Source organism: Njordella aestuarii (assembly GCF_056494165.1).
Genome location: NZ_CM151397.1, coordinates 2,928,954 through 2,943,205 on the forward strand (window position 1 = coordinate 2,928,954; position 14,252 = coordinate 2,943,205).

The 14,252-nt window shown below is 50.3% G+C and carries 19 protein-coding genes; 2 read left to right on the forward strand and 17 right to left on the reverse strand.

Features of this window, described 5'->3' with window-relative positions:
* Window positions 1-409: 409 nt before the first annotated feature.
* From SH451x_RS11340 to SH451x_RS11370, 7 genes are all read right to left on the reverse strand, one after another.
* Window positions 410-853, reverse strand: a complete 444-nt coding sequence (locus SH451x_RS11340; RefSeq protein WP_479362574.1) for a hypothetical protein — start codon at window positions 851-853, stop codon at window positions 410-412.
* Window positions 854-900: 47 nt separating this feature from the next.
* Window positions 901-1,773: a hypothetical protein gene (locus SH451x_RS11345; RefSeq protein ID WP_479362575.1), complete on the reverse strand. Its 873-nt coding sequence runs from the start codon at window positions 1,771-1,773 to the stop codon at window positions 901-903.
* Window positions 1,774-1,940: 167 nt separating this feature from the next.
* Complete coding sequence (locus SH451x_RS11350) at window positions 1,941-2,324, reverse strand: toxin-antitoxin system YwqK family antitoxin (protein ID WP_479362576.1); 384 nt, start codon at window positions 2,322-2,324, stop codon at window positions 1,941-1,943.
* 111 nt (window positions 2,325-2,435) lie between these two features.
* Window positions 2,436-3,152, reverse strand: coding sequence for an alpha/beta fold hydrolase (locus tag SH451x_RS11355; RefSeq protein ID WP_479362577.1), 717 nt, complete (start codon window positions 3,150-3,152; stop codon window positions 2,436-2,438).
* A gap of 57 nt (window positions 3,153-3,209) precedes the next feature.
* Complete coding sequence (locus tag SH451x_RS11360; RefSeq protein WP_479362578.1) at window positions 3,210-3,716, reverse strand: hypothetical protein; 507 nt, start codon at window positions 3,714-3,716, stop codon at window positions 3,210-3,212.
* A gap of 579 nt (window positions 3,717-4,295) precedes the next feature.
* Window positions 4,296-5,027 (reverse strand): hypothetical protein, encoded by a 732-nt coding sequence (locus SH451x_RS11365; RefSeq protein WP_479362579.1) that lies wholly within the window; start codon window positions 5,025-5,027, stop codon window positions 4,296-4,298.
* Between the two features lie 132 nt (window positions 5,028-5,159).
* A complete protein-coding gene (locus SH451x_RS11370) occupies window positions 5,160-5,507 on the reverse strand; it encodes a pentapeptide repeat-containing protein (RefSeq protein WP_479362580.1) in 348 nt (115 codons plus the stop codon).
* A 162-nt stretch (window positions 5,508-5,669) separates the two neighbouring features.
* On the opposite strand from SH451x_RS11370, the gene SH451x_RS11375 reads away from it, so the two are divergent.
* The gene (locus SH451x_RS11375; protein WP_479362581.1) at window positions 5,670-6,785 is read left to right on the forward strand and encodes an IS110 family RNA-guided transposase; all 1,116 of its coding nucleotides are present in this window, start codon (window positions 5,670-5,672) and stop codon (window positions 6,783-6,785) included.
* Window positions 6,786-7,216: 431 nt separating this feature from the next.
* The gene (locus SH451x_RS11380) at window positions 7,217-7,495 is read left to right on the forward strand and encodes a hypothetical protein (protein WP_479362582.1); all 279 of its coding nucleotides are present in this window, start codon (window positions 7,217-7,219) and stop codon (window positions 7,493-7,495) included.
* A 252-nt stretch (window positions 7,496-7,747) separates the two neighbouring features.
* On the opposite strand, the gene SH451x_RS11385 is transcribed toward SH451x_RS11380, so the two are convergent.
* From SH451x_RS11385 to SH451x_RS11430, 10 genes are all read right to left on the reverse strand, one after another.
* Window positions 7,748-8,311 (reverse strand): NIF family HAD-type phosphatase, encoded by a 564-nt coding sequence (locus tag SH451x_RS11385; RefSeq protein WP_479362583.1) that lies wholly within the window; start codon window positions 8,309-8,311, stop codon window positions 7,748-7,750.
* A 138-nt stretch (window positions 8,312-8,449) separates the two neighbouring features.
* Window positions 8,450-8,947, reverse strand: coding sequence for a hypothetical protein (locus SH451x_RS11390; RefSeq protein WP_479362584.1), 498 nt, complete (start codon window positions 8,945-8,947; stop codon window positions 8,450-8,452).
* Between the two features lie 107 nt (window positions 8,948-9,054).
* On the reverse strand, window positions 9,055-9,543 hold the full coding sequence (locus tag SH451x_RS11395) for a hypothetical protein (RefSeq protein ID WP_479362585.1): 489 nt from the start codon (window positions 9,541-9,543) through the stop codon (window positions 9,055-9,057).
* A gap of 24 nt (window positions 9,544-9,567) precedes the next feature.
* The gene (locus SH451x_RS11400) at window positions 9,568-9,954 is read right to left on the reverse strand and encodes an immunity protein YezG family protein (protein WP_479362586.1); all 387 of its coding nucleotides are present in this window, start codon (window positions 9,952-9,954) and stop codon (window positions 9,568-9,570) included.
* Between the two features lie 137 nt (window positions 9,955-10,091).
* Window positions 10,092-10,454 carry a hypothetical protein gene (locus SH451x_RS11405; RefSeq protein WP_479362587.1) on the reverse strand — a complete coding sequence of 121 codons (363 nt, stop codon included), beginning with the start codon at window positions 10,452-10,454 and terminating at the stop codon, window positions 10,092-10,094.
* Window positions 10,455-10,555: 101 nt separating this feature from the next.
* Window positions 10,556-11,425, reverse strand: a complete 870-nt coding sequence (locus SH451x_RS11410) for a DMP19 family protein (RefSeq protein ID WP_479362588.1) — start codon at window positions 11,423-11,425, stop codon at window positions 10,556-10,558.
* A gap of 120 nt (window positions 11,426-11,545) precedes the next feature.
* Window positions 11,546-11,914, reverse strand: coding sequence for a pentapeptide repeat-containing protein (locus SH451x_RS11415; RefSeq protein WP_479362589.1), 369 nt, complete (start codon window positions 11,912-11,914; stop codon window positions 11,546-11,548).
* 115 nt (window positions 11,915-12,029) lie between these two features.
* Window positions 12,030-12,608 carry a hypothetical protein gene (locus tag SH451x_RS11420; RefSeq protein WP_479362590.1) on the reverse strand — a complete coding sequence of 193 codons (579 nt, stop codon included), beginning with the start codon at window positions 12,606-12,608 and terminating at the stop codon, window positions 12,030-12,032.
* A 510-nt stretch (window positions 12,609-13,118) separates the two neighbouring features.
* The gene (locus SH451x_RS11425) at window positions 13,119-13,583 is read right to left on the reverse strand and encodes a hypothetical protein (RefSeq protein ID WP_479362591.1); all 465 of its coding nucleotides are present in this window, start codon (window positions 13,581-13,583) and stop codon (window positions 13,119-13,121) included.
* Window positions 13,584-13,680: 97 nt separating this feature from the next.
* Window positions 13,681-14,058: a hypothetical protein gene (locus SH451x_RS11430; protein WP_479362592.1), complete on the reverse strand. Its 378-nt coding sequence runs from the start codon at window positions 14,056-14,058 to the stop codon at window positions 13,681-13,683.
* Between the last annotated feature and the right edge of the window lie 194 nt (window positions 14,059-14,252).

Sequence of the window (14,252 nt, forward strand, 5' to 3'; positions counted from 1 at the left end):
CTTTATGGCTCTTCGAAGTAGGAACCAGTTTCATTCGAAAAATTGCGCCACAAAGAAGTATTAGTGCTACCAGTAGTAATGTCCAACCAATGCGAGCATCGGGAGTCCCTGCTATTCGCATGATGCCGAACATATCAATTGTGTAGTATTCGTCGTGAAGGTTTGCACTACTCGAGGATCGGTATCGCTGGGGTAACCCCGCGGATTGGAATAGTCTCGCAGCGTTGATCAGCCCTATTCCCGCGGTCGCGGAAATCAAACTCAGTAGTACGAAAAGGCAGTTTATTGCAATACGCAATTCATGATTCCCAAGGACAAACGTCCGCGTTCACCGAGACGCGGCGATAAACCCAAAGTCTCAAAACCAGCTGTAAACGCGTCTTCGGTGCAACGCTTTGTTATCCAGTTGTCAGTTTTGTACTGTTGACACAGTGTATCGCAACGTAGGACTTTCAGGGTCATTGGTTAAAAATTCGAAGAAGAATACCGGATGACCAGGAATCGTTGCAATTTGGATATCAATACTTTCTACCTCGCCTGGTGGAACACGTAGTTTGTTATTATGAATGGACAGTTTTGGGCCACGACATTTGCTATTCGACGCAGAAAGCTCAAGTAACAAATCTGCAGTTCCGTTATTGCGGATCTGAAGTACCCCATAATAGGTTTTCGGAAGGTCAAACGTGTCTAACGTCGTAATCATCTTTACTATTTGTAGATTTGGCTTTAGAACTGCCGATGCAGTTTCTAGTTCCTTGTTTTGGACTTTCTGATGCGTGTGCACATCACGGGTTGACCAGAACGCCATGCCAACAAGAGTGCACGACAGTAGTATGACGAAAAGTTTCTTCATTGGATAACGCCTCGGATCACCAAGTCGCCGGAGTGATGTCTCCTTTGTCAATACGCACCATTCGTCGACTTTGGTGCAGCTGTTTGTTCGCTATTTTCGACTTGGAATCGGCCCGATCGCATGACTGCGAGTGCCGGAACCTTTAGAGCATTGTACAACTGCGAAACATGCTCGGGGAACACATGCAATGAATCGTCATGCACAACCAACGGAATTTTGCATTTTCGCAGATCATCTGTGACGCGCCCCCCAGCATGAACCAATGAATGCCGTACCAAACGCGCAACTCGAATTTCGTCTGCGAACCATGCGTTGTCGATCAAGTTACCTAGGGCGTTACGGAAGTCTGCCTTGAAGTCAGGGTTTGTGATCCGAATACGTTTTCCACCGTGCGCTACGGATAACGCGCGAACAAGGAAATTTTCATACGCTCCGTAAACCGCCAAGTAGACTAACCGCATTGTACCATGCAGGCCTAGCTGAAATGGGTGCAGCTCAAGGTATTGGTTCCACACGTCGTCTCCGTCAAGCTCTTGATTGACGGAAGCATTCGCATCAACGATTTCGCATGAGAGCGCGACGAGTTTTTCGTGAAGCTTCCGTTGAAGTCTCGGATCCGCGACCAATTCAGGGAGCTCACGTGAGAGCTTTGCCAGAATAACCTCGGAGTACTGTAATATGCCAGACGGGGCCGTCTCGGCGTTTGCGAACGCATCGTGAAATTGCTTGATCGCACTCGGAATCTGCGCCGGCAATGCCCCTGCGTAAGAAGCACTGCGCCAGTCAGCGACAAGGTCGAAGATAGGTGCTTTCAAACTCGTTGCAGTGTCAGCCGCGGCGAACGCATCATGGGCGAAGTTGTCCTTGAAGAATGTTCCATAGGCGTCCTGACGAGTGTCAACGATGTATTCTTTTTGCATTGGTAGCCTCCTTGCCGAAAAAGACACCTATGATGGCATAAAAGTTCACTGGTTTAGCGAACGACCAAAATCACCCGGTTGCCGCCAAGTGACTTCGACTTCAGGAAACGCCCGATCGGCAACGCGGGTGCAGTTAATTGTGTCTCCACCAGTCGAGCGTTAGGCTTTTACTTGGGTTTGAGGGTTTTCTGTTGCTTTACAACACCAGACTTGTCGTATGTCGTCCACTCACCAATTTTCTTGCCGTCTTGGTATTCGCCTTCGTCCCAAAGTTGTCCATTTTCGTAATATCTCTTCCATGCCCCAACCTGCACACGATTTGCGAATGCGCCAGCTTGGAGCGGTTGCCCATTCTCACGCCACCATTCCCAATATCCGTCTAGCTCACCATCAGCATATTTGCCAACCGCTTTAGTTTGTCCATTGCGGTAATAGAACTTCCATTTGCCATGACGTTTGCATGACTTCATTTTGCCTTCCCCAGAAACCGTGCCGTCAGCAAAGAGCTCTTTGGTCGGACCATCAGCTGTATGAAGGGATGTCTTTTTCATGGCTCTTTCGTTCGGTCGCTGGTTGGGACGTGGGATGTGGTGTCGCGACAGTTTTGGGTATGTAGGCAGAACGGTACGGATCACCAAGTCGCCGGAGTGATCGCTCCATTGTCAAAACGCACCGTTCGGCGACTGGGGTGCATCCGCTTGTGCGCCAGATACTTGGGTGATAGCGGAACGGATGAAGTCGTTGATCTCGCGTGAATGTGTCAGCGAAATAACGTGGCCGCCACCACCAATCTTCGTATCGGCATTAGTATATCGTATTGGCAGAACGAGGTCATGGTCACCGTGTATGTGAAACACTGGGCAATCCAACACAGGAGCAACATTCCAGTCAAGAATTCGGGCAAGCGCCCATTTAAATACCGCTGGATCGGCGCTGCGGAACTGACGAGCTAGGCCGCAATGGTGTGGACAACATCGTCGAGCAAGTTGGGATGCAATCGGAGCACAGTAGATTTGAAGCAGTCGAACCGGAATCAGCGGAATCAACCGTTTCAGTGGACGGCATAACCGTATCCAACGAGGTAGTTCGGCCGGCGATCGAAGACTACCAATCAAAATCACCGCTGCGGGCTTAAAGTACTGCGCGACATGTATCGCAATGATGCCACCGAACGAAGCACCTCCAATAAGCGTGTCAACGTCCGGTCGAATGATGTCCGCGAGACGTTCACAGTACGAATCTAGCGTATCGCTTGATTGAGGTTTCGGCCATGCGGGAACGATCAATTGCGGAAAGGTAAGTTTCTGCGGAACGAACACGTTGGCGTCGGCGGCAAGTCCGGAAAACAGAATCAGAGGTATTGATTCATGTACTGCCAAAAAGGTTTCCTCTCAGGGCGAACGGCCACCGACAACCGAGTCGCGGCGATTGAATTTTCAATTTTGAAAAACGGTGGCTCCGCGACTTCGGTTCATCGCATGGTTCTGCTCTTTGCCCGGATGGTACGATTCGATACTGATAACTGTCTGAAATAGTATGATAGCGGAAGCGGAAAGCGCGATCGACATGATGGACGGCCAGTCGCCACCGTACTGAAATATGGTCGTCGCCAATGTGCCCTCGTCCGAAATGTCAGTTGAGCGATTGCAAACTCCTAGTGCCATAGGTGCCAGTAGCCAAAGCAATCCCCAATCGCCACAGATTCGGGCGTCCCTCGGAATCACGACACCCAATGCGAGTAGTTCGCGAACCAGTTGCCATAATCGGCGAATGCACACTAAGGAAACCAGGCCACCAATTACCGCACCGAGCCCGCGAAGGTCTAGCGATTGACTGGTAAGGCCAACATCGCGGTCGTACGACGTAGCATAAGACCAGTTGGTCGTCCAAAGCACTACGCAATATCCGATAATGATTAATCGTACCTTCGTAGCTGATTGCATTTTACCTCGTGAGCAGAACGCCCTCATCGACCGAGCACGAGCAAGGAGACTTAACGCAAGTCAAAACGGTCGATCGAGTGCTCCGTGTCCAATGGATTGTTCTTTCCTTATCGTAGCGAGCTAAGGACCGCTTGCAACCGCTTTGATTAGTTCAAAAACGTAAAAGAGCTGAACCCCGAGGATTACGCAGTTAAATCCAACCGTAACCAAACCAAGCCTACGATTCAATGCTATCGCCGACAACAAGCACTGAATGGGTAGCCCGATCCCAACAATAGCTACGATGTACCGATGAGCTATTTCGGTTCCAAGAGGTTCTGTATCACCAAAACACACGATAAAAAAGGCATTAAAGAAACCAAACGTTAGAGCCAAAGAAGTAAATGCAAAACTAATGAATACTCTCAAACGCGCCCGAAATGACCATCGACTAACAGGGTTTGCAATGCCTGAAGATTGGTCTTCCATTGGTGGCGTATATGGGTTCATCTCCACAACCTAGCTCACAGCTTTCGCACATTTTTGAATGGAAAGAACGCTGGCGATCAGCGGGCGGAAATGGCCCAAGAAAATTGGAACTCAGGAAAAATCGGAACGCCACTTCCGCCCCGTTGCATCGCTTTGTTCGCCGGTTTCTCGGCTAAGTCCGACCATTTTCTGGCGATATAAACGGAGAAGGTACACGGCCATTCCCGCATTAATCACACAAAAGATTAAAAACTGAATCCCACCGCCAATTGCCCAAATTGTACCAAAGGCAACCGAGTGCGCGCCAAAAATCAATGCGAACAACCATTTTGCACGAATGGATTTCTTTTGGCTATCAGGAGTATTGGCAAACTTGTCTCTGAATTTTTGCCAGCCGACTTGTTTGGACTCCGCGATGGTTAGCCTTAGAAAGTCGATCATTTGGAGACGGTCTTGCTTTTCAAGGTTCCCTAGTTCAATTTTTAGTTCGCCATAATCCCCAATCAAACGGACGCTTCCGCGTTGCGGAATGCAACGCCATTTCAGTTCGTGAATCATGCTCAAGTCCACGTGTTTGTCGTGCAGTATGCCACGTTGTCGAATCCATGAATCGCCGACAAAAAGTCGATACTTGTGATAGAGCAAAAGGAAATAAACGTAGAGGCCAGCAAAAAGCAAGAAACACGAAATGACAAACGGCATCTTTACCGGATCGTTTGCAGGTTGTCGAAGCCAAGCGGCAACAGACAAAATGGTCATGCCGACCATAAACGCTGTGCCCACCATGCCAAGATTCCGCAACGATGCACGCAAACGATAGCAGTGTTTCCAGTCGTTTTGCATGTGCTTCTATTGGCGAACGGATGGATTGTGCGGGCGGCGGGAGTTGACGATCCATTCGAAACAAATGCACCACCGCCGCTCCGTACCAACCCATGGTTCGCCGCTTACGATGCCCAACTATCGAGCCAGCGATTAGCGTCCGTGGCAGTTCAGAAATTTTACGGTCGACAGGTCTACGCCGTCAAATCGAGTCTCGCCACCGACCGCATCAGCTCCAACATTGCAGTGCAGGAAACAACAATTCGTCAGTATGCATTCCGTGAAGTCTGAACCGCGAAGGTCGCAATGGTCGAAGGTGACGTCGTCAAGTTGTGCCATTAAGAATGACGCCCAGTACATGTCGCAACGAGTAAACGTGACTCGCGTCAAGCGTGCGGTTTCAAAATAGACACCCTCGGCGATGCAGTCGACAAAAGACACATCGGCGGCTGCGATGTCGCAATTATCAGCGCTGTTCGACATGTTAATTGTTGACGTCATATTTTATTTCGGCGAACGGCCGCGATCACCCAGTCGCGGCCAAGAAACTATCCATCAGGAAACGCCCGATCCGCGACTTGTGTGCAGCGCATTGATACTCATCATGGCCTCCTTGGGTGAGGCAGTTTTTCCATTACAGTCGGAGCTGTAAAACATTCGTCAATGGAGCTTACACTCCAAAGCGAAATCTATCGCTGGCTAAAACTGTTTCACCCTCAACCCAAGAAGACACGCACGATGAAATTCTATCAAAATCAGCATCAATTCTACTGCGGAATCGACCTACACGCCAACAGTATGTACGCCTGCGTCGTCGATTCCCAAGGAGAAAAACGACTCCACGCAAACTTACATACCCGCGATACCGCCACCTTCCTCGAAAAACTACTGCCCTTTCGCTCCAACCTCGTCATCGGATGCGAATCGACCTTCAACTGGTACTGGCTCTGCGACCTGTGCGAAGCTCAACGCATCCATTTTGTACTGGGCCACGCCCTCTATCTACGCGCTATCCATGCCGGCAAAGTCAAAAACGATGCGATCGATTCCGAAAAACTCGCCTACCTGCTTCGCGGTGGAAACTTTGCCGTCGCCTACGCTTATCCCGCCGCCTGGCGCAGCACTCGCGATCTGCTGCGGCGACGCATGCATCTGGTACGCCGCCGAGGCGAAACGCTCACGCACTTAACCCACCTGCATCATCAAGCCAACTTGCCACCGACCAAAAAGCTCCAGTATGCAAGTAACCGCGCCGGAGTCGCCGATGCCTTCACCGATCCCTCACTGCACTTCTCCGTCGAAACCGACCTAGGACTGCTTCACGACTACGATCAACACATCAAACGCCTGGAAGTCTTCCTCGAGCGGTCTGCCAAAGTTCACGACCCTAACAACTTCTTCTTGCTACAAACAATCCCCGGCGTTGGACGCATTATCGCCATGACGATCCTCTACGAGATCCACAACATCCGACGCTTTGGTGAAGTCGGTCAATTCCTCTCCTATGCTCGGCTAGTTCGCGGTCAGCATACTTCAGCAGGCAAGAACTACGGTTCGCCCGGTCGCAAGATTGGCAACGCATATCTCAAATGGGCGTTCAGCGAAATCGTACCGCTGATCAAACGCCAGTCGCCAGAAGTGAAAGCTTTCTGCCAGCGAATCGAACGCAAGCACGGAGTGGCTCGAGCCAACTCGATCCTGGCCGTCAAGCTTGGTCGGGCCGTCTACTTTATGCTTAGACGTCGTCAAGTCTTCGACCTCAACCGCTTACTCAGCTAAAAATCAACGAAGCAGCTTTGTTTTACACACCACCATATTACAGGAACCTAACACACAAGAGAACTCGCTTCGCCAAGCTAGCCAGGCCGGCGAACTAAGCCACTAGGAAACAGAGCCGTTTTAAGAGAGCTGCGAAAGAACCCGTCGTTGTAGGCAGAGGCTCCCTGAGGAGTCGCCTGACCTGAAAGGCTTTCCTCGGACGCATGTTTCGAGCTTACGCGCATTGATTGGAGGCTTGGCGAAGCGTTTTACTTACAGAAGAGAACCAACCAGTAGAACCATCCAGAAGACCAGGAGTACTCCACCGAACTGAGGCAAACGTTGCACCTGAGCGACTAGCTGAACCCGAACTGGAACCGCGTCTGCGTGACTCGTAAAGAGCGCGCGTGGCCGGAAAGCCAACCCTATTGAATAGCAGCGAGCAGGTCAGAATGAGTTTCTATGCGGTCGGTCAATTGAAATGTGGTAAGCTCCTCGGAGCAGCCGCAGACCGACACCGAGCAATGCTTCACGGCGTTGTTTGGCAGAGCACCGGTAGATGTTTGAACGCAACCGCCTTGCTGGGAAGCACGTGGTCCGACTCGCTCCGGCGAGCGGGGCAATTCAGCGACAAGGAAACGCGCAAGACAACCGCTAGCATCAGCTCGGCCCGCGAGTGGACTCCCCCCAGGAAAAGCCAAGCCAGTACCGTAGCCAAAGGAGTCGGGTGAGAGAGTGCAAGCTCCGAGCTCGACAAAAGGGAACAAGAACAACCGTTTCGATCTGAGTGATAGAAAACTCGGAATTGATTCGAGTTGGTCCGTTCCCTTTCGCCTTCGCCCTACACCAACGCAGCTGTGAGTGAAGGGCGAAGGCGAAAGGGAACTCACGAAACCAAGCTACAAAAAAATGGCAAACTTTTACCGTGTCTACCCGTACGTACTACTTGACTTCAAAGGCCATGTAGATGTTATCGGGTTTCTTCATCGCGGGTCTGGGAGTGAACGGGAACGCCAACCGCGTTTCTCGACGGATCGGAAATTTGGCGCCGACTGCAAGTGTATCAAAAACTTTGCCAGTTGTGGTAGTTCTGTGTCGTCATGAGCTCCAACAAACTCCGGAATATAGATGGCATTTCCATAGTTGCGGCTCACCTTATCTCTCGTGTCATCCACGATAAGGATTCTTTCCATTGGGTAACCCTGACGTGCGGCTTTTTTGAGATCTTTGATGGGAATTGCCTCAAAGGTCTCGGGGTGCATTCGCTGGACGCATCGTGAACGTGACCACACAAATTTCCACTCCGATACGTTGACCCTCAAGGCATTCGCGATGCCTTGCACGTAGTCGCCAGATGCAGAGGACCATATGGCAAGGTCATAGTAACGGTCGACCGTTGCGAGAAACGCGTCAACCCCAGGTCGTTTGTAGACGTGAAACGGCCCAATGGAAAAGTCTGCATCTCGGTCCAGCCGGGTCTCTGAGCCGTGGATCAGCGTCTCGTCGAGGTCAAGAATCAGGAGTGCTCGTGCGGTTTGGGGGTCCATGGTCGCAGTGACACACAATCGTCGATTGCGGTTCGGTTGCCCTCCCTATTCCCGATAACGGCAACCATCACCGAGTGGCCGCCAAAAAAGTTTCTAAAGTCAATCGCCGCCGATCGGCCACTTCGGTGCATGGTTTTGTTATCTGCGGTTTTCGACGCGAAGAAGACAAGCCGCCGTGTACCGCTTGCTGACACGATACCCGTCTGAATCGCGAATGTAATAGTACCACAATCCGTTCTTGTGATGCCATTTCTTTTCCTCGATTGTTCCTGCCCGAAAGGTTTTGTTCCGACAGTTCAGCCGAACGGAAACATCATCTCCTATACTGTATACAGAGTGATCCCGCGATCCGTCCATCGGTGAATCGGCGATACCAAAGAATGTCGAGCCAATCGGAACATCGGACTCAACAAAGCCGCTCGGCAGCAGAACGCCTGCACCAAGCGGATTCGACGTTCGCACAAGCTCCATACCACGTATGATTACGTCTATGCAATCACCATTCGGTGTGAGTATGTAGCCGTGATCGCCAACACGTACATTCACGTTCGTGGCAAAAGGAATTGCTGGCAATACGACGACGCCTCGATCTTGGATCGTGAGTACGGTTCGAATGGTTTCAGTAGTCTCGACCATCAAAGCAAATAACGTCCGCGATCACCCCGTCGCGGAGAAAGATTTTCCACTATCAAAACGCTCGGCTCCGCGACTGGGGTGCATCGCTTGGTTCCCCGCTCTTTCGGTTACAAGCATTCGTAGGAGCCATCGTCATCAATATACAGCAACGATGAGATTCGCCATTCACCGGATTCTTTGAGTAGCAGGTATTCGTAGTTGGATACAAAATCGAACATGCCAATGTGGCGGGTACGAACCGTGGCGATCTGTTCGTCGAGATCGACGGATTCAATCGACTCTCGTTCTGGATCATGCGTTGTATCGTCACCGAACGCTATCGCTTGCGGAACAACTGACTTGCTTCCATACCGTTTGATGATTTCGATATATTCAGTCTCAGCCGTTTTGAATGCCAGTTGGTCTTCAGGGCCGCCGGATCGCACTGCGTTGCAGCGGTCATTTGCGCGTTGATTCCACTCAGCGTATTCGCGGATAAACGACTTCACGGTATCTTCAGGCTGATTCATGTTGTCGGGGAACACAAGGATCACCGAGTGGCGAAGGTAAACCCACCATTTCAAATTCCCACCGCATCGCCACTTCGGTGCATCCACTAGTTATCCGTCAATATTATAACGCTAGCCATGGTTATGACGATTCCTGCGTTTCTCCAAACGCTGATGCCATTCTGTCGCGTTCCAAACAGTGTCTCCATTCTCATCGCAATTATCATAACCCCACTTGATAGTGAATTTGCCGTCGTTATGCAATTCAAATTTAGCCTGTCCCCACAAAGGTACTTCTGCGTTCCTGAATTTGCTTCGGAGCTCTCTGAATGCACGCGTAACGTCCATTGTGATCTCAAAGTCTACACTCTTACCAGATGCCGTAGTGTATTCACAAAAGTAGTCAATGCTGTCTGAATAGAACACCGCTTCAATTTGTGCTGTTTTCCAGTCTCCCGGAAGGGAGGTAACAGCACCATCTGCAATTCGTTGGTAAATTGTTTCAATCCCGTCGATCATATTTCATGAAATGCAAAAATGTTGTTGGACCTGATAACGTTACGCATCACCGCGGTCGCGGCGAGTGATGTTCCATTGAAAAACCGGCCGACCCGCGACTCCGGTGCATGCGATAGTTACCGCATTTTCTGCCACGATCAGGTAAGGGTTCGCATTGTCAGGGCATACGCAACAATTGCAACATAGCCTAAGACGCTCCCTAATAGAATCCAAAGTCCACGCTTCCAGGTAGTGGCCACGTTTCGAAATAGCCCGATAGAGATGCAGGCAAAGGCAAGCGAGGTCGTCAACATTACAAATGTCATTGCGATGATTCCCACCCACTGCCAAATCGCAGTTGGCCATGTCGGGAGTTGAGCAAAGATGATGCAGTTGCTTACCATCCCAACAAGCATTAGCACCGACATAAATGCGGTGATAGTCGCGAATCCAGTCCGCACCCAACTACGGCTCAAAGTCTCTGACGATGCGTTAAGCGGAGGCGCGTACGGGCTCTCCATTCAATTATCCTTTGATGCGGTAACGACCAGGATCACCAAGCGGGCGTAGTGATCAAAGTATTGAAACTCGGCTTGTCCGCCCGCTTTGGTGCATCCATTAGTTATCCAACAGCAAAGTCTTTGAGATGGTCCCCAAAGTAAGACCATTGGCGCGATTCTATTTGACTGAGCATATCATAGTACCGAGCCATAATATCGCTTTCCGTCTGCATTGGTATCGCTGGGATTTGCATTGAATCGCGAGCTTGATCTACGGCTGGATGAAAATGAGAATAAAGGGCAATCGCTTCCTCAAACAAAGCTACAGCGTCATTCAATTCAAGCGATTTAAGTGTCGTCCGAACCTCAGGAAAAAGATCTATTCGCTCGACGTTAGCGCCAAGGCAATCGGATGCTCTATCAAAGTACTGATTTAACGATCCATTGTTTGTGTCGGCTTGCCAGTCGATTAGTGCAAAATAACCATATGTAATCTGTGGGAGTTTAGCACCGTCATGGATCGCATTTGGTACGAATTCTAGAAAAGCATTTTCGTAATCCTTTGGTTTTAACTGCTTCAAAAGGTCTAGCGTAAATCGATTGCGAAACGGAAAAGTTGGCATTGATCCGTGAAGATCCGGCTCAAGCAGCGAAAGATCTGAAATGGTAGGATCTTCCCGCCAATAACGAAAAGAGCAATCGTCGCCTTTGAGCTCAATGTTACAGCGGTACCACGGATACACATCATTTTTGCCGCATGATTCTGCATAAAGTTGCTTTAGTTGAGTGAGGAAATCGTTTTTTGGATTTTTTCGATCGCTCGGAAGTAGATTGCTGAAGTCCGCAGTTTCTGAGGACTCGTAAGAGACGCGATAATGACCTGTCCAACCAAGAGAATCTGAGGACGCGTTACACCTAATTATTCCCTCAGGTGTTGAGCTAGGAAGTGCTGCTCGGATCATTTTGCGAATACGATCTTCAGTGCTGATCATTCTTTTCAATTCGGATAACGCTGGCGATCACCCATGTCGCCGCGAAAAAACCATGATTTAAATTTGCGGCCGACCGGCGCCTTGGGTGCATCGCTTGGTTCGTCGCGTTCTCATTTTATTTCATTGGGGCGGAAATTCGCCAGGCTTCATAGTATAACCGTAGGTCGTGGAGCCTGTGAAGTTTGCTCCATCCAATATCGCACCGGCAAATTCCGAACTCTCGAGGGCAGCGTCGAAAACCGCATTCCGAAGATCAGCCCGACGAAAGTCGGAGCATTTCAAATTGCAGCGACGAAAACTCGTGTTTTGCAGCTTACAGTCTCGAAAATTGGCGCCAAAAAGCCAAGTTCCATCGAAGATCGCTCCCTCAAAATTCTCACCCGAAAAATCGAGGTTGTCTTCCAGATCAATGTCAATGAATTCGCGTGCGCCACCACAGTACTGTGCAATTAACTCAGGGACAGTCATCGTTCGATTGCCATCATTCATCGGTCCTAATTGCGTATCTCAAGTGTTGATCGACGAATGACGAAGGTCACCCAGTCGCGTGAGTGATCGTGACTTCAAAATGCGGCAACCAACGCGACTGGGGGGCACCGGTTTGTTATGCCCATTGTCCGCCGCACAGATCAACAATCAAGTCCTCGATCTCGGGATCAACGGAAGTGGTGTTGCGAAATTTGGCCTGCGAATCCGACATCAGTAATTCGCGTTCAGGGGCGGCGTAGTGCCATGGGAAGACCTCGACGTGAAACGGGCCTTCGTCATCATTCAGTGAATCATATTGTTCGCGCATTTCGGACAACGATTCCAAAAACGCACCATCGGTGATCAACGCACGCCCATCCGACAGTCGATCGGTGAAGAAATGTGGGCGGTGTTCTTGTAAGTGGGAAGCATCATTGACCAGCCAATCTTCGGCGATCGTTGCCATTCTATCGGCGCGAAAAGCACGTGCGGTTAGGCAGTGCATGAATATTCTTAGCAAGCCCGATATTGATAGATTGTAGTTCCAAGCTGGTTGTAGATATCCGTTGCGGCCGATCCGGAGCGCCTCGTGTGCGAGTAGAAATGCCGAATACAAGTCGATGTTGCCATCACGTAGACGATCGGAGAGGTAAAAGCGGAGATCATCCGCTTGGATCAATGGATGATCGCAAATCTCGGGGCGTGATGTGCTCATGGGCATAACGGTCTAAAATCACCGAGTCGCAAGGGATTGAGCGACCATTAGGCGATGACCTTACTTGCGACTTCGGTGCATTTTGTTGTTCGTCGGTCTTTTTTTGTTTCTGGGCTGCGGCCTTACGTGACCGAAGAGTCCGACGATTGAATGGTTAGTGTAGCGTCCAATGAAGGTCAGAGCAACTTTTTGCGGCGCTGGTCGATTATTGGAGGTCATCCGCGCGTCGTTTTGCGATCACGATCGTCAGCGTGCATTGATTGCAACTCAGGTCGGTTTTCAGATCCAATGTGGTCCATACCGAAGCATCCGTCGTCCGCGCGTTGCAAGTTCATTTGCAATGAAGGTCAGTCTCGTCGAGCATGGAAGTTGCAAGCGCAACATCAGCAGTAACGGTTGACCGACGAACGCTGGCGATCACCGAGCCGCCGGAGACACGCTCTCCATTGGCAAACCGCGCGATCGGCCGCTTCGTGTGCATCGCGTTGTTCTGTTGCGATTGTTCAAGTGTCAGTTCGCCCCAGGAAATCCTTCAGGCCATTCCTCGATGTCATCGTAAACGGAATCATATTCGTGTTCAGCCGTCTTGATTGATGAGCGACAGTTTATCACACATCGTTTGATTTGACGCCAATCAATTTTCCCGCCATTTTCATCAAACCAATGAGCGTTCGTCGATCTGTTTTTCCATGCGGTTTCTGTAAGATCAAGTTCGGCAATGAGTCGAGCGTGAAGAATACCCGAAAGTGGAATATTGTTGTTTTCACAATCGTGCTGTAGCCATGCTTGAAGTTCGCCAGCAATATTTAGTGGTCCAATCGCAGAGCCGTTGAATCTCGCATCGCCGGAAAGTGCGTCAATCTCAAGAGTTCCCGAACCAAGCGTTTCGAGGTCGGAATAGGAATTGGCAAGACGCCATCCGCAAAACATGTGACACAAAGTATCCGCGGCATGTTTCAAGCGTTTGCGCCTCATGGGTCCTCAAGCAACAGAACGCCACCGTTCACCTAGCCGCCGGTGAACGGTATCCATTTCAAAAACGCACGCCCGGCGGCTTAAGTGCAACTGTGTGTTATGCCTGCTTGTCTGGCTGGTCTTCAGGCGGGTCGGTATCGAACACCATCACCCTAAACGCAGTATCAAGAGTTTTGTTGATGTCAGTTGGATTCATTATAACGGTAATTTCAGTTATGGAGCGATCAATATGAGTAACAGTAGTTTTTCTGGATGGGCGAGACGTAATCCAAGCGGCAATGATTTGGGCAAAGGCTCCGATCATAGCAGCGGCGATGACGGCAGTATCAGCACCGGCCATCGGAACGCCCATTGGTGGACGTTTTCGAATGTATTGAATACCAGACGAATCAAGCATCCCGAAGAAGTCGCGGCCGCCCTTGCCGACAACGGAGACCCGAACACCAGATACGATGTTTTCAGATTCACTACTCATGGCGTTGTTGCTCGCTTGCGTGTTGCGTGGTCATTGTTTCAGTCTGTGGTTGGCATTGCGATAACGGGGGAATCTGTTTGGGTTCGAAGGTCGAATGTTCGGGAAGTGGCTAAACATTGAGGGCATAACGTCCGGCATCACCGGGTCGGGAGTGTTAAAGCAACCACCTGAAAACGCGTGCAAGCCCGGCTCCG